At 59.3% G+C, this 23,015-nt stretch carries 16 protein-coding genes; 7 read left to right on the top strand and 9 right to left on the bottom strand.

Annotation, left to right across the window (positions count from 1 at the left end; genetic code table 11):
* Window positions 1-139: 139 nt before the first annotated feature.
* The 3 genes from JYP50_RS10300 to JYP50_RS10290 form a co-directional block, all read right to left on the bottom strand.
* Window positions 140-2,557: a TonB-dependent receptor gene (locus tag JYP50_RS10300; RefSeq protein WP_206560418.1), complete on the bottom strand. Its 2,418-nt coding sequence runs from the start codon at window positions 2,555-2,557 to the stop codon at window positions 140-142.
* A gap of 28 nt (window positions 2,558-2,585) precedes the next feature.
* The gene (locus JYP50_RS10295; protein WP_206560417.1) at window positions 2,586-4,262 is read right to left on the bottom strand and encodes an AMP-binding protein; all 1,677 of its coding nucleotides are present in this window, start codon (window positions 4,260-4,262) and stop codon (window positions 2,586-2,588) included.
* 93 nt (window positions 4,263-4,355) lie between these two features.
* A complete protein-coding gene (locus JYP50_RS10290; protein WP_206560416.1) occupies window positions 4,356-5,861 on the bottom strand; it encodes an acetyl-CoA acetyltransferase in 1,506 nt (501 codons plus the stop codon).
* Between the two features lie 198 nt (window positions 5,862-6,059).
* Between JYP50_RS10290 and JYP50_RS10285 the strand changes: the two genes are divergently transcribed.
* Complete coding sequence (locus JYP50_RS10285) at window positions 6,060-6,800, top strand: enoyl-CoA hydratase/isomerase family protein (RefSeq protein WP_241263008.1); 741 nt, start codon at window positions 6,060-6,062, stop codon at window positions 6,798-6,800.
* Here JYP50_RS10285 and JYP50_RS10280 read toward each other — a convergent pair.
* Entirely contained in the window at window positions 6,797-7,807 is a 1,011-nt protein-coding gene (locus JYP50_RS10280; protein WP_206560414.1) for an AraC family transcriptional regulator, read from the bottom strand. The two genes, JYP50_RS10285 and JYP50_RS10280, sit on opposite strands and share 4 nt — an antisense overlap.
* Before the next feature lie 151 nt (window positions 7,808-7,958).
* Here JYP50_RS10280 and JYP50_RS10275 point away from each other — a divergent pair, with 151 nt between their 5' ends.
* From JYP50_RS10275 to JYP50_RS10265, 3 genes are read left to right on the top strand one after another with little or no spacing between them, the layout of a single operon-like run.
* Window positions 7,959-9,158, top strand: a complete 1,200-nt coding sequence (locus tag JYP50_RS10275) for an iron-containing alcohol dehydrogenase (protein WP_206560413.1) — start codon at window positions 7,959-7,961, stop codon at window positions 9,156-9,158.
* A 10-nt stretch (window positions 9,159-9,168) separates the two neighbouring features.
* Window positions 9,169-10,326, top strand: a complete 1,158-nt coding sequence (locus JYP50_RS10270) for an acyl-CoA dehydrogenase family protein (protein ID WP_241263007.1) — start codon at window positions 9,169-9,171, stop codon at window positions 10,324-10,326.
* 28 nt (window positions 10,327-10,354) lie between these two features.
* Window positions 10,355-11,923: an arylsulfatase gene (locus JYP50_RS10265; protein WP_206560412.1), complete on the top strand. Its 1,569-nt coding sequence runs from the start codon at window positions 10,355-10,357 to the stop codon at window positions 11,921-11,923.
* 34 nt (window positions 11,924-11,957) lie between these two features.
* Here the strand turns inward: JYP50_RS10265 and JYP50_RS10260 are convergent, their stop codons facing one another.
* Window positions 11,958-13,358 (bottom strand): DUF3604 domain-containing protein, encoded by a 1,401-nt coding sequence (locus tag JYP50_RS10260; RefSeq protein WP_241263006.1) that lies wholly within the window; start codon window positions 13,356-13,358, stop codon window positions 11,958-11,960.
* 161 nt (window positions 13,359-13,519) lie between these two features.
* Between JYP50_RS10260 and JYP50_RS10255 the strand changes: the two genes are divergently transcribed.
* Window positions 13,520-15,049, top strand: a complete 1,530-nt coding sequence (locus tag JYP50_RS10255) for a transposase (protein WP_241263005.1) — start codon at window positions 13,520-13,522, stop codon at window positions 15,047-15,049.
* 392 nt (window positions 15,050-15,441) lie between these two features.
* Here the strand turns inward: JYP50_RS10255 and JYP50_RS10250 are convergent, their stop codons facing one another.
* From JYP50_RS10250 to JYP50_RS10240, 3 genes are all read right to left on the bottom strand, one after another.
* The gene (locus JYP50_RS10250) at window positions 15,442-17,100 is read right to left on the bottom strand and encodes an FAD-binding protein (RefSeq protein ID WP_206560411.1); all 1,659 of its coding nucleotides are present in this window, start codon (window positions 17,098-17,100) and stop codon (window positions 15,442-15,444) included.
* 12 nt (window positions 17,101-17,112) lie between these two features.
* Window positions 17,113-17,583 carry a nuclear transport factor 2 family protein gene (locus JYP50_RS10245; RefSeq protein WP_206560410.1) on the bottom strand — a complete coding sequence of 157 codons (471 nt, stop codon included), beginning with the start codon at window positions 17,581-17,583 and terminating at the stop codon, window positions 17,113-17,115.
* A 63-nt stretch (window positions 17,584-17,646) separates the two neighbouring features.
* On the bottom strand, window positions 17,647-18,510 hold the full coding sequence (locus JYP50_RS10240; protein ID WP_206560409.1) for a TIGR03619 family F420-dependent LLM class oxidoreductase: 864 nt from the start codon (window positions 18,508-18,510) through the stop codon (window positions 17,647-17,649).
* A gap of 146 nt (window positions 18,511-18,656) precedes the next feature.
* Between JYP50_RS10240 and JYP50_RS10235 the strand changes: the two genes are divergently transcribed.
* Both JYP50_RS10235 and JYP50_RS10230 read left to right on the top strand, forming a co-directional pair.
* Complete coding sequence (locus tag JYP50_RS10235) at window positions 18,657-19,271, top strand: TetR/AcrR family transcriptional regulator (RefSeq protein WP_206560408.1); 615 nt, start codon at window positions 18,657-18,659, stop codon at window positions 19,269-19,271.
* Window positions 19,272-19,477: 206 nt separating this feature from the next.
* The gene (locus JYP50_RS10230) at window positions 19,478-20,911 is read left to right on the top strand and encodes a phosphotransferase family protein (RefSeq protein ID WP_206560407.1); all 1,434 of its coding nucleotides are present in this window, start codon (window positions 19,478-19,480) and stop codon (window positions 20,909-20,911) included.
* 265 nt (window positions 20,912-21,176) lie between these two features.
* Here JYP50_RS10230 and JYP50_RS10225 read toward each other — a convergent pair whose 3' ends face one another.
* Entirely contained in the window at window positions 21,177-22,736 is a 1,560-nt protein-coding gene (locus tag JYP50_RS10225; RefSeq protein ID WP_241263004.1) for a transposase, read from the bottom strand.
* Window positions 22,737-23,015 lie beyond the last annotated feature (279 nt).

Raw genomic sequence — 23,015 nt, 5'->3', positions numbered from 1 at the left:
GTTAAAACTGATGTGACCCGACCCCTTTAGGGGTCGCAAGGAGCCGGAGGCTCCGTCACTATTGCCGCTTTGAGCGGCTCACAAACTAAAGCCCCCGGCTTTGCCGGGGGATACTTACTTTGATAGGGGCGAGCTATTCCTAGAACCGGTATCGCACCTGCACCGCCAGGGAGCGGGGACGTTCCGGTATGGCGAAGTAGCTGTTGGAGTTGGTCGCCGGCACGTCGTTCTTCCACAGATACGTTTCCTCGTCTGTCAGGTTCTTGCCGATCAGTGCAACCGTCCAGGTGTCTTCGATACTGGCCAGGGCAATCCGTGCGTTCACCAGGGTATAGGCGTCGTGCACTGTGTCAGGGTCCAGGTCCAGGGCAGAGTAGAGCTCGTCGTTGTAGTTGATGTCCACCGAGGTCAGCAACTCCATAGTGTCGCCGATCGGCATCACGTACTGGGCATTGAGGTTGGTGGACCACTCTGGTGCGAACAGCAGGGTCTCATCCGTCAGGTCCTGCCCACCCGGGGAAAGCGGGACGGTGATGTTGCTGCCGTTTTCGTCCAGGCAGCCCGGGTTGTTGGCGGGGTCCACCGTCTGAGGGATGGTGCAGGTGGCACCTGTGAAGTCATCGTAGTAGGCGTCCAGGTAGGCTACCGCGCCGCCAATCGTCAGGCGTTCGGTGACCAGCCAGCGGCCGTCGATCTCCAGTCCCTGGCTGATGGCTTCACCGGCGTTGCCCACGCGAAAGACATCGCCCACCAGGGAGCTGGTCTGCAGGTTGTCATACTCCATCCGGAACAGGGCCACGTTAAGCTCTGCCGCACCGTCGAGCAGGCTCATTTTCGCGCCAAGCTCATAGGCGAGGACTTCCTCGTCAGCATATTCAATCACCGACGGGTCTACACCGGGCACGCTCTCGCCGGTCAGTTCTCCTGTGATGGGGTTGGCCAGACGGATGGTGGTGCCCTCGTTGCTGTAGGACTCGTCGTAACCGCCGCCTTTGAAGCCGGTGCTCACGCTGGCGTAAATCATGGCATTGTCGGTGGCGTCCCACTGGGTGTTGAGAGAGAAGGTCCACTTGTCCTCGTCGCGGCTGAGCCCGGTGAATTCGTGGGCGCGCAGGTCGGAGACATACTGGCCATTGAGTGGGTTGGCGAAGAATATATTGTCCCCGAAGCGAATACCCAGCATGTCCTGTTGGGTGACCTTGTCCAGGTCCTTGGATTCCTCGTTGTAGCGCAGGCCGCCTGTGACGCGCCAGCTATCGGCGACATTCCAGGTAGCCTGGCCGAACACGGCCCAGCTTTCAGATTCCTGGTCGAATACCGAGGGAACCGGCTCCTGGGTCTGGACCAGCGCGCCGCGTACGCCCAGCGGGCCCGCCTGTGCCATGTCGAGGGCATGGTTGCGGCGCGAGATATCCAACTCGGCGCTCTGGAAATAGGCGCCGGCGATCCAGTCAATAGTGTCACCGCCGGGAGATACCAGGCGCAGTTCCTGACTGAATTGCTCGTAGTCTTCCCACATTGTGCGGTGGATGGCTGCGGTTGCGGTGAGGTCGCTGTTCTGACCGCGCTCGAACTCATAGGCGGAGTAGGCGGTGATGGAGGTGAAGGTGGCGAAGTCCAGGTCCCAGTTGAGGGTGACTGCAGCGACATCGGTGTCGGTATCGGTATAGTCCTCAAAGTCGACGGCACCTTCGTCCCGGTCTGAGATTACAGGGAAGGGTACGTCGCCGGCAAAGTTCTCCTGGCCCGCGAAGTCGGACTGGTAGACGACAGACGGGGATTCGCCGCGGCTGAAGTCGCCCAACTCATACTTGGCGTGCACCTCGATGGTGTCGCTGGCTTCCCACAGCAGGCTGCCGCGCACGTAGGTGTTGGACAGGTCAGGACCCTCTTTGCCACTGAGCTCGTTGTCCCACCACCCGTCCATGGCGTCGTAGCGTGCAGCGATCCGTCCATACAGTGTGTCGCCGAGGGGCCCGGAGAGCACGAGGTTGTACTGTTCTTCACCGTGGTCCGGGGCGTATAGTGCTTCGGCCATCCCCTCGAACTCCTGGCTCGGTTTGGCGGTGGTGATGTTAATGGCGCCGGCAATCGTGTTCTTGCCAAACAGGATGCCCTGGGGGCCCTTGAGGATCTCTACGCGCTCCAGATCCATCGTGGTGGGCACAGCTGCCAGCGGACCCCGGCCCGCGTAAACACCGTCGATATACATGCCCACCGATTGTTCGAAGCCCGCGTTGGTGCCCGAGCCAATGCCGCGGATAAACAGGTTGGGTGTGTTGGCGCCGCTGTTTATGCTCACATTGGGGACGTACAAGGTCAGTTCTTCCAGTGAGGTGATACCTGTGTCATCGATCTTGTCACCGGTCATTGCCGCTACGGAAATCGGCACATCCTGCAGGCTCTGCGCGCGTTTCTGTGCGGTCACGATCACCTCTTCCAGTACCAGTTGCTGGGCCAGCGCTGGGTTAGTCTGTGTCAGGGCTGTAGTCGCCAGAGCCAGGCTGATGGCTGACGCGATGGTCTTGCGTGTCGGTGTCTTGCGTATTGCTGTCATTGTTATGTCCTTGTAGTGCGATGTCGTATTAGTGTTGGGCGAAAATCACGCGATCCTTACTGGATTGCCATTCCGCTACCCGGGGCATGTAGCGCTTGTCGATTTCCGGGCGTTTGATCTTCAGGGTGGGCGTAACGATATTGCTCTCCACCGTCCAGGGGGTGGGGAACACTATGATCTGGGAAAGATGTTCATGCTTGTCCAGGGCGCTATTGGTTTCTTCCAGTAGATCGGCCAGTTCCAGCTGCAGGGCTTGCTCGTCGTGTCTGGTGCCTTCGGCCAGTGTTGCCAGGGCGATAGGCTGCGGAAGGTTGGCACCGGTGACACACACCAGTTCCAGTGCCGTGTGGCGCTGCAGGCGGTCTTCAATTGGCGCCGGAGCAACATACTTACCCTTGCTGGTCTTGAAGATATCCTTGATGCGCCCCGTAATCTTCAGGCGACCGTCCCGGCTGATCTCGCCCTTGTCGCCGGTGTGCAGGTAGCCGTCGGTGTCGATGGCCTGGGCGCTTAGCTCGGGTTCTCGGTAGTAGCCGAGCATATTGGTGGGTGACTTCACCAGGATTTCCCCCTCGGGAGACAGCTTGCAGATCACGTGGGGATTGGCGTTGCCCACGTAGCCTATCCGCGCCTGCCCCAACTGGGTGGAGTGGGAGTAGGCGAAATTTTCACTCATGGCGTAACCCTCGAGAATTTCGATACCGAGCTTGCTGTACCAGCGCATGAGCGAGGTGGACAGTGGCGCTGCGCCGCTCACGGCGATACGCAACTTGTCCATGCCGAGCGCGCCGGTGAGCTTGCGTCTCACCATGCCGCCAACTATTGGCAGCCGCAGCAGGCGCTCGAGTTTTTTCTCCGGCATCTGCTCCAGTACCCGCTGCTGCAACTTGCTCCAGATGCGGGGCACGGCGAAGAACAGGGTAGGGCGGGCGCGTCGCAGGTCGTCGGCAAAGGTGTCCAGGGAATGCGAGAAGTACACCCGGAACCCGTTGTACAACTGGTTGATTTCCACCGCCGCGCGCTCGGCAACATGGGCCAGCGGCAGGTAGGACAGCATGCGATCTGCCTCCCGGGTATCGTAAAGTTGGCCGGTCAGCTGGCCCACCGTGGCCAGGTTGGCGAAGGAGTGCATGACGCCTTTGGGCATGCCGGTAGTGCCCGAGGTGTAGATGATTGTAGCGAGGGCATTCAGGGGCTGGTCGGGCGTGCCCGGCATGGGCAGCTGCTCCCGCAGAATATCGCCCCAGCGCACGGTGCCTGCGGCGATCGCGGGAGGAGCCAGGGGCAGGCTGACCAGTGCAACCTGGTCGGGTATGCCGGCCCTGATGGTGTCCCAGTCCTGCAGCTTGCCCACGAACATTACCTGCGCGTCACTGTGCTCGAGCACCTTGCGCACCGTGTCTTCAGCCAGAATGGGGTAGAGGGGAACCGAAATGTGCCCGGCCATCCAGATGGCGATGTCTGCGATAATCCAGTGGCAGCAATTACTGGACATCAATGCCACACGGCTGCCAGGTTCCAGGTTCAGCGAATCCAGGTAGCTGGCGATGCGCCTGGCCTGCTGGCCGACGTCGTGCCAGGTCAGCGATTCGAGCTGGCCATCAGGCCCGGGCTGCACGAAGCAGACATCGCCTGCGTGACGCTCTTCCCGCTCATAGAAGGCTTGCAGTGGTCCGCATTCGATCTCTGGCAACACACTTGTCATAACACTGGGTTCCCCGGGTTTTTATCAGGGCGCCCATGTTATCCGTGGCCCGGCCAGCGCGGAGTGACCCGGGCGAACAGGTTTACTGACCCATCAGAGCGTGAAGATATTTCCTGCCTCGGTAGCTGATACCATTCCGCGCTGGCCGACAATGTCGGCTTCGAGCATGCGGCCCAGGGTGTCGCTGTCGGCCTCGACGTTGGCCAGTACCCGCTGGTTGTTGTCATTGCGGGCGACGATGTATCCCCGTTTGGGCCCCGACTTGTCATAGGCGACGGTGAACGCCTCGACGGTGACTTGACCCTCGGGGTTCTGCGCCAATTGGCAGCGTGGAGTTGCATCCACTTCTGCCTGCAGTGCGCTGGCGTCGATGGAGGCCCAGGGTTGTGCCGGGGCCTCGGCGGAATACACACCTATCGAGTGCTTGGTCAGGTACAGGCCGTTTGCGGTCACCAGGCCATGGCCGCCGTCGTGGCGCAGTCGCTCCACCATTTCGGCGATGGCGTGCAGGGAGTAGTTGTTACCTGGGCCGCCGAAGAAAGGCAGGCCGCCGGTCACGGTAACGCCTCGCGGGTCCAGCGGGTCGAGCCCGATTTCGTTACAGGCAATTTCAACAGCGCAGGGGAAGCAGCTGTAGATGTCGAAGTGATTGACGTCCTCGAGCGCCAGGTTGGCCTGGTTCAGGCTGGCGGCAACGGCTTTGCCGATCGCCGGGGCGCGCTGTAACTCGGGGCGTTCGCTGACATGCCAGACCTCGTTCAAGTCTGTGCCGCCGCGCAGGTAGATTATCTGCTCGGCAGGTATGCCCATGGCCGCGGCGTGTCCGGCGCTGGTGAGGATGACGGCGGCGGCCATATCAACAGACAGCAGGGCATTCATTGCCTTCGTATAGGGGTAGCCGATATAGCGGTTCTGCGCTGAAGGCGCGCTGATGTCTTCGGCCTCGGGAGCGTCCTGGCGCCAGGCGTACTGATTGGCAGCTGCAACCGCGGCCATTTTCGCACACAGTTCAGCGGAGACAGAATTTCCAGCGTTGCTGTGACGCAGGGAGCTCTCGAACAGGGGGTAGGTATTAATCGGCTCATACAGACCGTGGGCTTTCTCGACGTCGTTCAGCCCGTCCTTATCTTCACCGCCAATCATGGTGGGGGCATCACAGGGTTCGCCAATCCAGCCACTGATGTCGGCGCCACTACGCATGGCACTAAAGAAATTGTTGATGAACTCGGCGCCATTGATCAGCACAGCTTTGAACTCACCACTGGCCACTCGGTCGGCGAAATGGTTTACCAGGAACTGGGGTGTGTTGCCGCCGATGCCTGTTTGGAAGCACTGGGGGTTGTCGAGCCCCAACCGTTCCGCAATGACCTTGCCGGGATTGCGTGGCAACAGTGGCGCCAGATTGGGATCGGTATCCATGATGAAGCGCACCGTGGCGATGGCATCGATGTTCGCTGCCACCTGGTCGTAATGGGTGTTGTTCAGTGCTTCCCGGGAGATGGCTTCCAGGGCGTCCAGCGGCGTTCGCCCGGGATCCGGATTCCGCCAGGTGTGTTGTGCGGTGGCAACGATGACGGGGGCATTGGGGGCTGGCTGCATGGGTGACCTCTCTCCGCGAGTATTTGCAGGCAGAGAATCTGCGTTGCAGTGCACCGGGTGTCAAGGCGTGTGCGAGCCATGGCGGCATTTTGATTCCCGCGGGCAGCCTTTTTGATTGCTGCGGATATTGCGTGTTTACCGATGTGCGTTGACCATGAAAGGATGAGAAGAACTTGTGTTCGTATGGAAGGAAATTCAATGAGTGAAAATCTGGTGGTCAGTGTCGAGGAGGGCGTCGCCACGCTCACCCTTAATCGTCCGGAAACCATGAATGCCTTGAACCACGCCCTGTTCCAGGCGCTGGAGGCGGCCGTTGCTGATATTGGCAAACGTGAGGATGTCGCGTGTGTGATCCTGTGCGGGGAGGGCAAGGCTTTTTCCTCGGGGCACGATCTGAAGGACATCGAAGCCGGCGGTGAGACAGAGCACTCGCAGTACGAGGCCACCGTCCTTGAGGCGCTGGCAAGCCTGTGTGTCCCTACGATCGCCCAGGTACATCGCTACTGTTTTACCGGTGCACTTGAGCTTGCCCTGGCATGCGATCTCATTTTCGTCGATGACAATACCGTGCTGGCTGACACCCACAGCCAGTGGGGGCTCAGCCCTGTCTGGGGCATGACCCAGCGCCTGCCGCGCCGGGTTGGTGCAGCGCGGGCCAAGGATATGATGTTCAGCGCCAGGCGTGTCGGCGCTGAAGAGGCATTGCGGATTGGATTGGTGGATCGTGTGTTCCCGGTAGCAGACCTGGCGGCACAAACCCGCGCGTACGCGCTGGCGGTGGCGAAGAACTCGCGCCACAGCCACCAGGTATGCAAGAGCATCATTGAAGCGACAGACGGGTTGCGCCTGCACGAGGGGCTGGACTATGAATACACCAACAGCCCAGGTGCATGCAGTGATATGAAAGAACGAGTGGCCGCCTTTACCAAAAAGGCCTAGGCGTTTTTTTGCCGCGCGGTATAGGCGCGTGGTGTCACCCCTGTCCAGCGCTTGAATGCGCGGAAGAACGACGTTGGCTCTGAGAAGCCGATACTTTCCGCCACGTCCTCGATGCTCATCCGTCCACGGTTCAGGTTGTAGATGGCCGTGTCCCTGCGCAGCTCATCCTTGAGCTGCTGGTAGGAAGTGCCTTCCTCCCGGAGTCTTCGGCGCAGAGTGCCGGTGGTCGTATGCAGTTGCGCTGCAATCCATTCGAAGTCGGGAAATTCCTCAGCCACACTGGGTTTAATCAGGTTGGTTACTTTGGCCACGTGGCTATTGCTGTTGACCGGGCTCGCCATAAGCTGTGCGCCGGGCATCTGCAGGAATTGCTCCAACTCGGCTTCATTGCGCACCACCGGCGCCGCCAGGTAGTTGGCGCTGAAGCTGATGCAGTTTCGATCGCTGTCAAAGCGTACCGGGGCGCGGAACAGCAGGTTGTATGTTGCCGCGTGCTCAGGCCGCGGGTGAGCCAGGCTGGCGCTTTCCAGGGGCATGTTCTGGCCAATCAACCAGCTCGCAAGGCGGTGGATGATCGCCAGGAACGACATCACCAGCAGTCGTTGGGGCTCTGAATCCTCGCCCCGCGGAGTGAAAATATAGTGCGCGGTGCCATCGGTCACTTCAACGGAAGTCTCGCTGCAATCTGTAGTGACTGAGTGGAAGGGTACGGCCCGTTCGATAAAGGCCCCGAGCGTGGGCGTGTGGATACAGGCATAGCAGATTAGTGCAAATGTGCCCGGGCGCGATGGCTGTTCAACCAGGCCGCAGTACTCGTCGTTCAACTCTGCCGAGAGCTGATCAACCAGTTGCGAATACTGAGCGGCCGGGATGCGGCCACGATCGGCATTGACAACCTCTGGCGAGAGCGCCAGTTGGCATAGGACAGCGTCGGTGTCACAACCGCGCAGAGCGGCCCCTTGTAACAGGGCCCTGACCAGGAAAGCCGGTACCGTGGATATCTCCATTGATTTTTATGCCTTATAAATCAATTACTTATGGCGTATGGGTGTGATTGACAGTTTGGGCTATAAAACACTGTGTTTCAAGCCATTACAAGGTTTAGGTGCTTCGCAGAGAATGGCTCGCATTCTGTTGAACATGGGAGAGCTGTAGGCGATGCGATTATTTCACTGGCTGGTGCACAAGCTGACCGTAGGACTATTAGGCATTGTGCAGAAGTTTCTCTCGGTGCCAACCCAGATGCTGTTTGCCGGGGAAGGAAGTTCGCGCCAACTGGCAAGGCATATGGTTGCCATGGGCCACCGACGTATCCTGTTGGTGACCGACCAGGTACTGATCGACCTGGGTATGGCCGATAATATTCGCGCCGCTGTTGAAGGCGCTGGTGGCGAGCTGTTTGTCTACGCTGGTGTATTGCCCGATCCGACCACAGCCATCGTAGAGGAAGGTCTGGCACAGTTTCGCGCCCAGGCCTGTGACTCGGTGCTGGCCCTGGGTGGCGGTTCCTCTATTGACGCTGCCAAGGGCATTGCTGCCAGCGAGACCAATGGGCCGGTGGAGTCGCTGGTGGGTATCCTGAAGATACGTAAAGCGCTGGCGCCGCTATTTGCGATCCCCACCACGTCCGGCACGGGATCGGAAGCGACCTTCGCGGCGGTGATTTCAGATGCCCAGACGCACCGCAAGGGGTTCCTCGCCGATATGAAGCTGGTACCCCTGGGGGTGTCGCTGGACCCGGCTCTGCTTACCGGTATGCCACGTGGCGTCACTGCCGCAACGGGAGCAGATGCCCTGACTCACGCCATAGAAACCTATATCGGCCGATGGTCCGATGATGAGGTCCGGCGCCTGTCCGGTACGGCTACCCGCCTGTTATTCGAGCACCTGCCTCGTGCCTATCACGATGGCCAGGATATGGAGGCCCGCGAAGCGGTGTCAGTCGCCTCTTATTACGCCGGCCAGGCCATCAACCACGCCAGTGTTGGCATGGTGCACGCTATCGCGCACCAGTTCGGCGGGCTTTACGGCACACCCCACGGCATTGCCAATGCTATTGTTCTTCCCAATGTGCTCGATTGTTATCTTGAGCACAGCCCGTCTGCCCTGGCAGAGCTTGCCGATATTATCGGCGTTGGCAAGCCTGGTCAGTCAGATACCGAGCGAGCGAAGGCCTTTGTGCAGGCCACCCGGGACCTGTTGTCGGAGCTGGGACTTGCCACGCGGCTGGATGCATTTGCCCAGGCCGATATTCCGACGGTGGCCAACGACAGCATGGCGGAGTGCCGGCAGTACCCCGTGCCCCACTGGGTGTCGCGCGATGAACTGGAATCCATTTTGCACAAGATAGCTGTTTGAGGAGTTGTTGATGTCGATATTGAATTCAAGCTGGATGAACGAGGAACTCCGCCTGCTGCACGAGAGTGCACTCAGGTTTACTGAGCGGGAGTTGGGGCCCCATCGCGAGCGCTGGGAGGCCCAGGGCATGTGCGACCGCGAGGCCTGGCGTATCACCGGGGCCGCCGGCCTGCTCTGCGCCAGCATCCCTGAGGAGTATGGCGGTGCGGGCGGTGACTATACGCATGAGGCGGTGATCTATGATGCGATGATCCGCGGCGGCGCCGCGGCTTCGGTGGGTGGCGGCAACACCGTTCACAGCCAGATTGTGGCCCACTACCTCCTCAACTATGGTAATGAGGAGCAGAAAAAGAAATGGCTTCCGGCCATGGCCAGTGGCGATCTTGTCGGTGCGGTTGCGATGACTGAACCGGGCGCCGGTTCCGACCTGCAGGGTGTGAAAACCACTGCCAGGCGCGACGGTGACGACTATATTATTAACGGCGCCAAGACATTCATCAGCAACGGGCAGCACGCCGAGTTGATTATTGTTGTGGCCAAGACCGACCCGGCGGCAGGTGCCAGGGGTACCTCGCTGATCGTGGTTGAGACCGAAGGTCTGGAGGGTTTTTCCCGCGGTCGCAACCTGGAGAAGGTGGGGCTTAAGGATGCCGATACCTCGGAGCTGTTCTTCAACGAGGTGAGGGTGCCCGCGGCGAATCTTCTCGGGGACGCCGAGGGGCAGGGCTTTGTGCAATTGATGATGCAACTACCCCAGGAGCGCCTGAGTATCGCCTGTGCCGGCGCCACGATTGCCGAGATGGCGGTGGAAGCGACAGTGGAGTACACCCGCGAACGCCAGGCCTTTGGCAAAAGCGTGTTCGAGTTCCAGAACACCCGCTTCAAGCTGGCGGAGTGCAAGACCGAGACAACCATTGCCCGCAGCTTCGTGGACCAGTGCATCGCCAAGCACATCAAGGGTGAGTTGAACGCCGAAGAGGCGTCCATGGCCAAGTGGTGGTGCACCCAGAAGCAGTGCGACATTGTCGACGAGTGCCTGCAGCTGCACGGTGGCTATGGCTATATGTGGGAGTACCCCATTGCCCGTATGTATGCAGACAGCCGGGTGCAGAAAATATACGGCGGGACCAACGAGATCATGAAAGAACTGATCGCCAGGTCTCTCTGACAGAGCAACAGCAACACAGGTAATTACAATGAAAAACCTAGTACACACGATACGCCGGGCCTGCCTGGTGGCTGCGACGGTAGCGGTATCCTGCGCCGCCGCGGTAAGCCAGGCAGCGGATAAACCCAACATCCTGGTGATCTGGGGTGATGATATCGGCTGGTCCAATCTCAGCGCCTACCATCGGGGTATGCTGGGTGGCAGCACCCCGAATATCGACCGCATTGCCAATGAAGGTGCGATGTTCACTGATTACTACGGGGAGCAAAGCTGTACTGCTGGTCGCTCCGCGTTTATCACTGGCCAGCACCCATTGCGCACCGGCTTGTTGAAGGTGGGCATGCCTGGCGCTGACATCGGTCTGCAGGCGGAAGATCCTACTATCGCTGAATTGCTCAAGCCGCATGGTTACGTGACCGGCCAGTTTGGCAAGAACCACCTCGGTGATAAGGACGAGTTCCTGCCCACCAATCATGGTTTCGATGAGTTCTTCGGCAATCTCTACCACCTGAATGCTGAAGAAGAGCCTGAGACGTACTTCTACCCGAAGGATCCAGCTTTCCACAATCGTTTCGCACCGCGCGGCGTTATCCGCTCATATGCGGACGGCAAGATTGAAGATACCGGCCCGCTGACGCGCAAGCGCATGGAAATGGTCGACCAGGAATTTACTGATTCGGCGATCAAGTTTATTGAGAAGGCGCACAAGGACGACAAGCCATTCTTCGTCTGGTTCAACGCCACGCGCATGCATGTGTGGACCCGCCTGGCGCCCAAGTGGGATGGCGCGTCGGGTTATGGCCTGTACGCCGATGGCCTGATGGAACACGACTACCACGTGGGCCTGCTGCTGGATAAGCTCGACGAGCTTGGCATTAGCGATGACACGATCGTTGTCTACTCTACCGACAATGGTTCCCAGACCGGTACCTACCCCGACGCCGGTGTCGAGCCTTTCCGTGGCGAAAAGGGTTCCACCTGGGAGGGCGGCTTCCGTGTTCCAGCGATGATTCGTTGGCCGGGTGTGGTTGAGCCGGGTACGGTTATCAACGATATCTTCTCGCACCTGGATTGGATGCCCACGCTGTTGACGGCGGCGGGTGAGCCCGGTGTAAAACAGAAGTTGCTCAAGGGCCATCGCGCTGGCGACAAGACCTTCAAGGTTCACCTGGACGGCTATGACCAGACGGAACTGTTGGCAGGCAAAGGGCCGGGTAAGCGCACCACCCTCTACTACTTTGACGACAACGCTAACTTCAATGCCATCCGCTGGAACGACTGGAAGATTCACTTCGGCTGGTCGATGGATGGCTGGGCGGGGCAGCGTGAAGCCCTGAACTTCCCCCGCATGGTTCACCTGCGCTCGGATCCCTATGAGACCTCACTGGACTCTGGTCTTTATACGCGCTTCTTCGGCGACCAGTTGTGGCTGTTCGTGCCGGTGCAGCAGGAAGTCGGTAAGTGGTTGATGACTTTCCGCCAGTTCCCGCCGCGCCAGGCCACCGCCAGCTTCAGCATTGACAAGATGATCGGGCAGATGCAGCAGATGATGCAGATGCGCGCGATGCAGCAACAGGGAGCTAGACCCCCGCAGTAATACGGAAAAGGCCCGCTAGATAGCGGGCCTTTTTTTATGGGGTATACCAGATCGGGCTGGTATAGGCCCGCTCCTGCCCGGTGGTTGTCGCACCGTCGGGGATATCAATGCCAAAGCGGAAAGCATCGTAGACCACCCAGCGCGGTGTCGGGATCTCCAGTACCCGTGCGTAGTAGAACGCGCGTTGTTTGGGATCGAAGTCCGGGTCTTGCCAAATAGCTGCCAGCTCCGAGGCGCCAATGGTATTGGTCCAGTTGGCATTGGCCACGTCCACGGTATTGCCCACAGCGGGCAGCTTACCCCTGTTGTCTGGCTTGCGCTCGCCGGACCAGGCCACGTTGTAGACTTTCTCGTGGGTCTCGCCGCTCTTGTCGGTCCAGCCCTTCACGATCTGGATACGGTCGAGGTTTGCACCCACAGGGTCGCGCAGGGCATACACCATGAAGTTGGGTGCCCCGGCGCCGTTCGTGGGTTTGAGGTCGCCACCCATGGGCACACCCTTGTCGTAGCCTATGAAGGCGGGCTGGCGGTTGTTCAGGTCGCTCTCTTCAAACTCCCAGCCGCCAAAGAAGCGAACCATCATGCGCGTGCCGGTAGTTGCATAGGTTTCCTTGCGTTCCATGGCGTCCCAGATGCTCTCGCGGGTGTTCTCCCGGGAGTACACCGCCTGTAGCCCGGAGGCTACCTGCTGCCAGGCAAACAGTTCGCCGTGCTCTGTCTTCATGAAGGGATGGGTCATGCGTTCCGGTGAAGGTTCGTAGCCGGTGTGCTTGCCGAAGTAGTTGTCCTCCTCGGGGGTGGTGAGACTGGTGTGGCTGTCGGTGGCACCCACGAGGCCGAACTTGTAGGGGTTGGTGCCCAGGCGCTGCTCCAGCACCAGGCCATTTTTCAGGGCCTCCCGAGCGTACTCGTACTGCAGCATGTCCTCGGTCTTGGGAATGGAGAGGTCGAGGTTGCCCTTGTCCCAGTTTTCGTAATCGGCGAACTCGTCGTCCGGGGAGAGGAAGGGGTGGGCCTCGCCGTCGCCCTTGATCTGGGTGATCTCATACAGGGGCTCCCACTTGGCGCGGGCTTCCACGTACTTCTTGTCCAGCTTGCGCCCGTCATACTGGGCGTCCACCGGGAACATGATGCCGTTGGACAGGTTGCCGTTGTGGGCGATCGCCAACACCTGGCCGCCGGTCATGCTCTCGTAGTCTTCCAGGTACTGATACAGGTCCAGCGGGTTGGGGCTGCCGAAGGGCGGTGTCTGGGTGCCCTTCAAGGGGTGCAGGCGCCACCCCGGCAAATCCATATCCGCAATATCTGTAGCGGAGTCCAAGGCTGCCAACTGGTCACGCAACTTGTCCTCATGGTCGGAATTGATGCCCCGGGTATCGTCGCCACCGCTGTTGAAGAATTTTTTCAGCCCTTTGTGCCTGATGCTTTTGATCAATTCCCAGTTTTCCCTCTGAGTGCGCGAGTAGTGAATAGGCATATTGCATATTGCGCAAGATGCAAGAGACTGTCCTTTCGCTCAGATTAGATGTTCCCGGCCAGCACCGATTGCTTCATGGTACGTGACTTCGGCACCACGGATGTTGGAGTCAAGCCGGTATGCTGTCGCCAGGCAAAGGAGAGCCTGCCCCTGTTTATGGGCATGCATTTGGCCACACCACATACGAGCGCCATCAACCCGAGCAGACACTGCTCTATCAGCTCGTCGAGGCGCACTACCCTGCCCTGGTGGACCAACTGGCCCAGCAGGGCAAATCTCTGCCTGACCATGTACACCGGGAATTCGAGGCCTACCTGAAGTGCGGTCGTCTCGAGCATGGCTTTCTCCGGGTACGCTGCGACAAATGCCACTTCGAGCGACTGGTGGCGTTCTCCTGCAAGAAGCGGGGATTTTGCCCGAGTTGCGGCGCACGTCGCATGGCCGAGACTGCCGCCCTGCTGGCTGATGAGGTGTTCCCCGATGCCCCGCTTCGCCAGTGGGTTATCAGTTTCCCCTTTCCCCTGCGCTATCTGTTTGCGGCCTACCCCCAAGCCATGGGCAAGGTGCTGGGCATTGTTTACCGGGCGATCTCGACCCACCTGGTACACAAGGCTGGGTATCAACTCAAAGATGCCGCCACCGGTGCGGTCACGCTGATCCAGCGCTTTGGCAGCGCCTTGAACCTGAATATTCACTTTCACGCCCTGTTCCTTGATGGCGTCTACGTCTATCGCGACAATAGATCTCCCTGGTTTCGGCGAGTCAGAGCGCCGGATAAGGGTGAGTTGGAGGACCTCGTTCAGCTAATTAGCCGACGTGTAGGACGATGCCTGGAGCGCCAGGGATTGCTGGAACAGGATGCCGAGAGCGCCTGGCTGGAACTCGACCCCGCCGAAGACACCGACGCCATGCCCCAGATTCTGGGCAGCTCCGTCTCCTACCGGATCGCAGTCGGCCCTCAGCAGGGGCGAAAGGCCTTCATGATTCGCACCATCCGTCCACTGGATAGGCCGGACCCTGGACTGGAACGAGTGGCCAAAGCCAACGGCTTCTCCCTCCACGCCGGGGTGAGCTGCGAAGGACACCAAAAGGACAAGCGTGAGCGGCTGTGCAGGTACATAGCCAGGCCGGCGGTTGCAGTTCCCCGCCTTTCACTGAACGCAACCGGCAAGGTGGTCTACACCCTGAAGACGCCTTACCGGGACGGAACGACACAGGTGGCCTTCGAGCCGGTGGATTTCATTGCACGATTGGCGGCCCTGGTGCCCAAGCCCAGAGTAAATCTCACCCGGTACCACGGTGTGCTGGCACCCAATCACCGCTTGCGGGCCGAGATCACACCGGCCCACCGAGGTAAGAAGGCAAAGCTTGCAGCCAAAGCTGAGGTTAGATCACCGGCTGAGTTGCATGTAGCGATGACCTGGGCACAACGATTGGCACGGGTTTTCAACATTGATGTTGAGAACTGTGTGCGTTGCGGGGGTACTGTCAGGGTAATTGCCAGTATTGAGGATCAGGACATCATAGACAGGATTCTGGCTCACCTGAGTATGAAGGAACAGGATACACCTGCTCGGCCACCCCTGGTACCACCAACCAGGGCCCCACCTGCCACAATGCCTCTTTTCGCGGGGAAGGGCACACGGTAGCAGAATCCACATTTTCACAGTTCAATCAGCAGGGACGCCACTGAACAATAGTTGGCATAGGTTTTTGTGTGCTTCTGCCCGGGAATGGATGGAAACGATCTGTGAGGGAGCCGATACGAGCGCGATTTCGAGATGATTAAGGATGATTGAGCGCCATCTTCGGGTCAAAGATCTGGGTGGCTCTGGGTGGCGCGAGTGGATTTCTTCCCAATACCCCATTTATATTTCTTACACTTCCGTGAGATTGCCGTCGATCATGACCTTGCGGACTTTGCGAACCTCGTGTTCGCGAAATTCGGCGTAGTCGACCCCGCCGGGAATTGAGTGGCTATTCATGCAGGATACTGCCTCTGGAAGTCGTTAAAGCAGTATAGCAATCGGGCTGGCGCGTGCTACCGGGCCGCAGCCCGGGCCACCTTGCGCCCGGTGAAGATACAGTCGGCGATGGCGAAGCCGCTCATGTAGTGACTGGAGGGAAGTCCGGCAGCGGCCCTGCCCACCGCGTACAATCCATCGATAATCGAGCCGTCTTCACGTTGAACGCCACTGGTGTTTTCATCCACAGCCAGCCCGCCGAACGTGAGCACTGCCAAGGGGAACTTCGCCCCAGACTTGCTGATGTTCAGCGCGTGGAACGGCGCCTGGACGATTTCCCGATGAAACTCATCGCCCTTGCGCTGTGGGTCGGGCACCTCACCACGAACAGCCCGGTTGTAGTCCGCGACCTCTCTAGAAAGGATCTCCGGATCGAAGCCCATGTCCGCCGCCAGTGCCTCCAGTGAATCGGCCTTTCGGCCTCCCGTGTACATGGTCTGGTAGTACAGAATCGACTGGAAAGGCAGCACCTTCCAGGGCAGCAGCTGGCCCTTTGCCTCGGCAAACAGCCGATCATCCAAGATGATCCAGCCCTTACCGTCGTTGTGCTCACACATGTAGTGGCCGATCTGGGCGCCGTAAGCGCCCTCGTTGCAGTAACGCTCGCCCCGGGCATTGACGATAATGCCCTGGGCAAAGGCCTTCGGCGGGTTGATAAAGCGCCAGGCAGAAGCCCGATCCATCATCCGGGTGCTACCACCCACGCTCTGGCCCAGCAGGATGCCCGAGCCATCGCAGCCGGGAGTCCCGTTGCGCATGGTGCCGGCGTACTTGGGAATATGTACCCGGGTCATCGGCTTGTTGGCGATAAAGCCACCGGTGGCCAGGATCACGCCCCCTCTGGCACGCACGCAATAGGGCTCACTGACGCTCGCCTCCAACCGCTCGAAATACGGCGTCAGGGAGCGCATCAACCCGATGCCGAAGGCGTGCATCCGGGTGAGGCACCACATGATCCACTTGTGTTTGCGAGCCGCCCAGGAATCCTGGCGCAATCTCGACGCCTCCACACCGAGCACGCGACCTTCGCCATCCACCACCAGTCGCTGGACGCGGGTCTGCGTGACCAGTCTGGCGCCCAGCGCAAGGGCGGCATCTTTCAGGCGTAGGAAGAACTCTGTGCCAGCCTGGCCGGCGGCCCTGTGGCGGTGTCCACGGGGTGCGGCTTCCGCCTGTTCCATGGCGACGGGTGTACCCTCATTGCCCGAGTAGTATAGAAAATAGGGGTTGCGCGGATACGAAGTTTTCTCCGGGGCCGCATTGCCCGGGAATTCAAGGCCGTGCTTCTCCAGCCATTCGAGGTCGCCGGTGCTGCCCTCGCAGAACTCCCGCAGCAGGGTGTCGCTAACACAGCCCTGGGTTTCCAGTTTCAGATAGCGGAACATATTCTCCGGACTATCCTCGATACCCGCTTCCCGTTGCTGCCGCGTGCCACCACCGCTATAGATCACGCCGCCGCTGAGCATGGTAGCTCCGCCTCCCTGGAAGCGCTCCAGCGCCAGGACACTCGCGCCCTCCTCCCGTGCCTGGATGGCCGCTGCTGCTCCGGCGCCACCGAAACCAACAATGACCACATCGGCGGTGTCGTCCCAAGCGATGGAATCCGGTTCTTCGATAACTCGCGGAGCCAAGACTGTGTCTACCAAGGATTGCGCTGTTTGATTGCGATTGCCCATACCCGAACGAGGCTAAACCTCTTCACCCCGGGAAAAAATATTCTCGGTAATTTTGTGTCCTTCACCCAGTGGCTCTACCGCTTCGAACACGCGCTGGTAGCCAGTCTCTGCGATCTTCCATTCGCCATCCACTTTACGGTACAAATCACTGTAAATTGCCGAGCCGTAAAGCCGGATGCCGGCTTCGAGCACGATGACCAGGTCCTGCAGGTACCAGGTGCCACGGGCGGTGCCCTCGTCGACTATTTCTATCTCCGGCTGGTGTCCCTGGTGCAGGGTGATGACCTTGTCGCCTGACAAGTTCTCTCGCATGTAGGTGACAATCGCAGCGCGACTGTCAAAGCTCAGCTTGCCGCCGTTGTAGCGGCCCTGGCAATCCGGTGTCATGCTGTCGGCGAAGCTTTCCCAGTCATTCGTATCCAGGCACCTCAAGTAGCGGGCCTTGAGCTGTTTGATTTTTTCTATTTCCAGTAAGTCGTTCATTGTCACCTCCAACAGCCGCATACCCGCAGCCCTCGTATCGCCAGTCTACCCGGCCCAAGCCATCTAGCGGATAAACTCACTTGCATACCACTGGAGCATACGGATTTTATCCTCCAGTGAACTGTCCGGTTGCCGGGCAAAGGGGTCGCGAAAGCCGATGACTACGTCAGTAACGCCGACGGCCTCCAGTCGCTCGATCCCCTCCCGGGTAAAGGCGTCGTTGCCGGTGGTCCAGAACTTGAAGGGCGTCTCCGCAGTACCGTTTTCAGCCCGCAGCTCATTGATTCGCTGAATGTAGGCAGCCACTTCGTCGGTATCGGCCCCGGCACACACCCAGCCATCCCCCACCCGGGCGGCACGCTTCAGTGCGGCCTCGGAGTGCCCTCCAATGAAAATGGGTGTGGGCGTCGCCGGCACCGGACACATTTTGTTCTCCGGCATACTGTGACAAACGCCATCCAGTCCGAAATACTCGCCTGTTTCCAGGCCCTGCAGGATGGCGATCTGCTCGTCCAGGCGCTTGCCCCGCTTTTCCCAGGGCACACCGGCGACGGCATAGTCCTCCGGCCAGGGACTGAGACCCACGCCAAACTCAAAGCGATGGCCGCTCAACGCCTGGATGCTCTGGACCTGCTTGGCCACGACGGCCGCCTGACGTATCGCCAGCTTGTAGACATAGCTGCAAAAGTGGATTTTCTCCGTCACCGCGGCCATATGGGTCACGGCAATCAATGTTTCCATGAAGGGCTCCCCTTCCAGGAAACTACGGTCACCATCATCCGTGTAGGGGTAGAGGGTTTCGGACTGGCGCGGATAGGTCAGGCTGTCGGGTACGGCAATGCTGTCGTAGCCTGCCGACTCAGCCTCCTGGGCCATCGGCCCATAGTGGGTGGGATCACACATCCCGATATTCAAAGAAAATCGCATCGCCGTTTCACCTGTTGCACTGTGGGCTGGTTACAGAAGACGGCAGTGTATGGCCTTGTTATTGACCAGATAACCCCATTATGGTCAATTAAGGGAGCGATGGATTCAGAGCGGCCCACCACATCAACGCAGAGCGATCACAATCTATGAACAACTCCACTGACTATGCGGCACGGCGGACACAGGCCTCAATCAGGCGGCGACTGGCAGTGCTGCAGGCGGCTGGCAGCTGTTTCGCGACACATGGCTACAAGCACACCAACGTCGCGCAGATCGCAGCGCAGGCCAATGTCTCCAAGGGCCTGGTTTTTCACTTCTTCGGCAGCAAGGAAAACCTGTTCAGCTCCCTCATTGAGGATTGCCTCAACCAGTGGTCCACCCTGTCTGAATACCGCGCCTCCGGTGCCGACGAGAACTCGATCGAGGAATTGCGCCGACTCTTTCTCGCCTCCTTTGAATTCATGGAGCGCAATCCCGTCATGCTGCTGTTCTCCAGCGGTGAGGAGGGGCTCCTCGATACCTACCGGGCAGACTTTGCGAGGCGCAACCAGCGCTGGCGTACCCGGCTGAGCCGGACCATCAAAAAGGGAATAGCCGCCGGGGAGATCCGCGACGTAGACCCATCGAGGGTGGCCGCGATCTTCCACGAGCTGCAGGGCGCGATGCTGACCCGCACTGACACCAGGGGATCAACGCCGCGCTACGACCGCCGCAAGGTAGACCTAGCTATCGACATACTGCTGCGCGGTATCGAGAAATAGACGCAGTTGTGGCAGCGGAAGGCCGGGGGCCGAGTCGACGTTTTCTGGCTCGTCGGTAGACGCGAGCAGATCGCGACGGCCCCGGAATCCAACAGTTGACCCTCAACGGGTTCTCTGGTCAATGACCTACGACTATAGTGAGCATTCTGACCTATATAGCGCCGCTTAGCCCCAAAGATGCAAAAGCCAGCCAAAACCCGGGAGCCATGACAAAGATGACCAGCCCACAGCCAAACGATAAAGAATCGACTCTGTTGGATGCAGAGAAACAGGCCCATGAAGGTATCAGGGCCTGGGTGGCCACCGAACTGGGCGGCGAAGTGCAGAGCATTACCCGCCTCGAACGCTGGCGCCCCCAGTGGAAAGTCACCTATCTAGCGGATGGCGAGGAAAGTGCTGTGCTGGTGCGCGGTAACCGCCCCATATCAAGCGTGGCATCGCTGCGCCTGGAGATGGAAGCCATGATGGTGCTGGAGAGACATGGCATCAAGATCCCCCATATCTACGGTTGGGTGGAATCACCCGTTGCCTTTGTCATGGACTGGGTAGATACCGAAGATCGCGCCCCCGGCTTACTGCATACCGCCATCGAAAACCCCACGTCCATGAGTGATGATCGCTGGCAGGCCATGCTGAACTACATGGGGGACCTGGCCGCGGTTCACGACGTGCCGGTCAGCGAGTTTTCCCACATCAAGCCCCTGGCCCTGAAGCTGGAGACACCGCAGCAGATCGCCCTGCACTCGGTCGAACGCATGTACCAGGCTGCCGCCCACACTGGCAAGGTCGATCCCCCGTTCGCCTTTTTGCAGCACTGGCTGCGCAACAACGTTCCGGGGCACCGCAACGAGGTGCGATTCATCGCCGGTGACGCCGGCCAGTTCATGTCCTCAGGCACGGATGTCCTGGCGCTGCTCGATTTCGAGATCGCCGATATCGGCGACTTCCATTGGGACCTGGCCTGCTTCCGAGGCCGCCACCCCTACGAGAACATGGGCGATATCCCCGCCCTGTACCGCGAGTACGAGCGAGTCAGCGGGCGCAAGGTAGATCTCGAGGTGGTGGCTTACCACACCGTCGCCTTTTTGCAGCTTTCCGGGGTCGCCACCAAGTTCTTTACGCGCTCGCAGGCGCACGGCGGCAATTGGATCGAAGGGGTACTCGAATATGCAAGTATCACCCGCCGGGCAATCGAGGCGATTGCGGAGCTGAAGGGCATCGAGTTGAACTACGACCTCGAATTACCCGAGCCGGTCGTTGATGAATGGGAGTCCTCGGGCCTGCAAAAACTGATGGTCGATATCCACAACCTCCCCACCTCATCGGTATTCGAGCCCTGGGAGCGGGAGCTGATGCACAGCATCCCGAACTTCCTCCACAACTATTCGCAGTATCGCGAGTGGTTTGAGAAAGCATGCATCGCCGATATAGAAGCATTGATAGGTGGCACCTACGAGAACGCACGCTCTGCCGATCATGCGGTCATGGAATACATCGATGAGAACCCCTCACTGGATGACGTTGCGTTTGTACAAGCCATGCATCGCAGGCAGTTGCGCTTTTCCATGATCGCTGCGGGCACGGCGCCGGATGATAAAAACCCACTGTTTCACAGGCTGGATCCCATTCTCGAAAGATGACGCTCGCGAATAGCCGCTAAAAACACAGAGGCCTGGACACACGTCCTACGCGCCATGGCTGGGTCAATGAAGATGCTATGCTAAGTATAGGAAATATTAACTGCCTATTGAGAGAAGATACCCCTGCTGATTCTATGGACTGGAACTGCTGATCTGTCGAAGTTCCCGGTTATTGACCCGAAAACCCTGTTCGTGGTGTTGAGCATGCCATTCAAATCCGTTCATTCCTGAACGGGTGCGCGCGACAGCTTATGCCATGCGGTTTTCACTGGCTTCCTTGCTGGTGTAGTGCTGTTGTGCTGGAGTCCTTCCCAGCGAAAAGCGGCAAGGTCTCAGGTGGTGCTCTGGTCCGTGGTGCCAGGTGTGGCAGGGCGGGGGTGTTCTGCTCCTTTCTCTTAAGATGAGCCAGAATTCTATCGATGACGTCCTGATCTTCGATACAGGCGATGACTCTGACAGGTCCGCCGCAGCGGCTGCAGACTTCGATGTCTATGTTGAATACTCGCTTGAGTCGCTGAGCCCAGGTCATGGCGGCGTGGCGCTCGGCGGCCGTGCGGATTTCTGTGTTGGCGATAGACTTGATGCCTTTCCCGCGCCTGGCTGGTGTGACCAGCCCACGACAGCGGTGGTTCGGCGCCAGGACGCCGTGGTAACGAGTGAGGTTGACACGGGGTTTGGGTATCAGGGCAGCCAGACGGGCAATGAAATCCACTGGTTCGAAGGCCACCTGTGTCGTTCCATCCCGGTACGGTGTCTTCAGGGTGTAGACCACCTTGCCCGTAGAACTCAGTGAAAGTCGGGGAACTGCCACGGCAGGTCGGGAAATGTACCGACACAGGCGTTCACGCTTGTCTCTCTGATGTCCCTCACAGCTGACTCCGGCGTGCAGAGAGAAGCAATTGGCCTTGGCCACCCGCTCCAGTCTGGGATCAGGCCGGTCCAAGGGGCGGATGGTACGGATCATGAACGCTTTACGTCCCTGCTGCGAGCCGACGGCTATGCGGTAGGAGATGGAACTACCTAGAATCTGTGGCATGGCATCGGTATCCTCGGCGGGTTCGAGGTCCAGCCAGGCGTTCTCGGTGTCCTGTTCCAGTAAGCCCTGGCGCTCGAGGCAGCGACCTACGCGGAGGCTAATCAGTTGAACCAACTCCTCCAGCTCGCCTTTGTCCGGTGCCTTGATGCGTTGAAATCGGGGCGGCCTATTGTCGCGATAGACGTAAACGCCATCCAGGAACAGGATGTGAAAGTGAATATTCAAGTTGAGAGCGGACCCGAAGCGCTGGATTAGCGTGACGGCTCCGGTAGCGCCATCCTTGAGCGAGAATCCGGCCTTATGGGTCAGATGGGTGGAGATCGCCCGGTAAACGATGCCCAGCACCTTGCCCATGGCGTGGGGATGGGCAGCAAACAGGTAGCGCAGGGGGAAGGGGAAGCTGATGACCCATTGGCGCAATGGCACATCGGGGAAGACTTTATCCGCCAGCAGGGCGGCAGTCTCGGCCATGCGGCGGGCGCCACAGCTGGGGCAGAATCCGCGCTTCTTGCAGGAAAACGCCACCAGCCGCTCGAAGTGGCATTTGTCGCAACGCACCCGCAGAAAACCGTGTTCGAGTCGGCCGCACTTCAGGTAGGCCTCGAATTCCTGGTGAACATGCTCGGGCAGGGATTTACCCTGCTGGGTCAGTTGGCTCACCAGGGCAGGGTAGTGCGCATCGACGAGTTGGTAGAGAAGAGTCTGCTCCGGTTGATGGCGCTCGTAGGTGGCTTGGCCAAATGCATGCCCATAAACAGGGGCAGGCTCTCCTTTGCCTGGCGACAGCATACTGACTTGACTCCAATATCCGTGGTGCCGAAGTCACGTACCTTGAAGCAATCAGTGTTGGCCTGGAACATCTAAATCAGGCGGGTCCTTGCCCCCAGGTGGAAAAGTTAGTTTGGGACCACCATGGGACCACGTGCACGCCTTTTCACGCCCTCCAATGCCCACACCATTTTTCTAACTCTCTGATTTTGAGGGCATTGGAGGGCATGGGGTGGCGCCAGCTTTGCCCTGTGAAGTTTCGAATCCCTCGCTCTCCGCCATCTAAAAGAAAAGGGCTAC

The sequence above is a fragment of the Parahaliea mediterranea genome (genome assembly GCF_017255185.1).
Lineage (GTDB): Bacteria > Pseudomonadota > Gammaproteobacteria > Pseudomonadales > Halieaceae > JAFKCZ01.
This window is presented reverse-complemented; position numbering and strand designations above follow the sequence as displayed.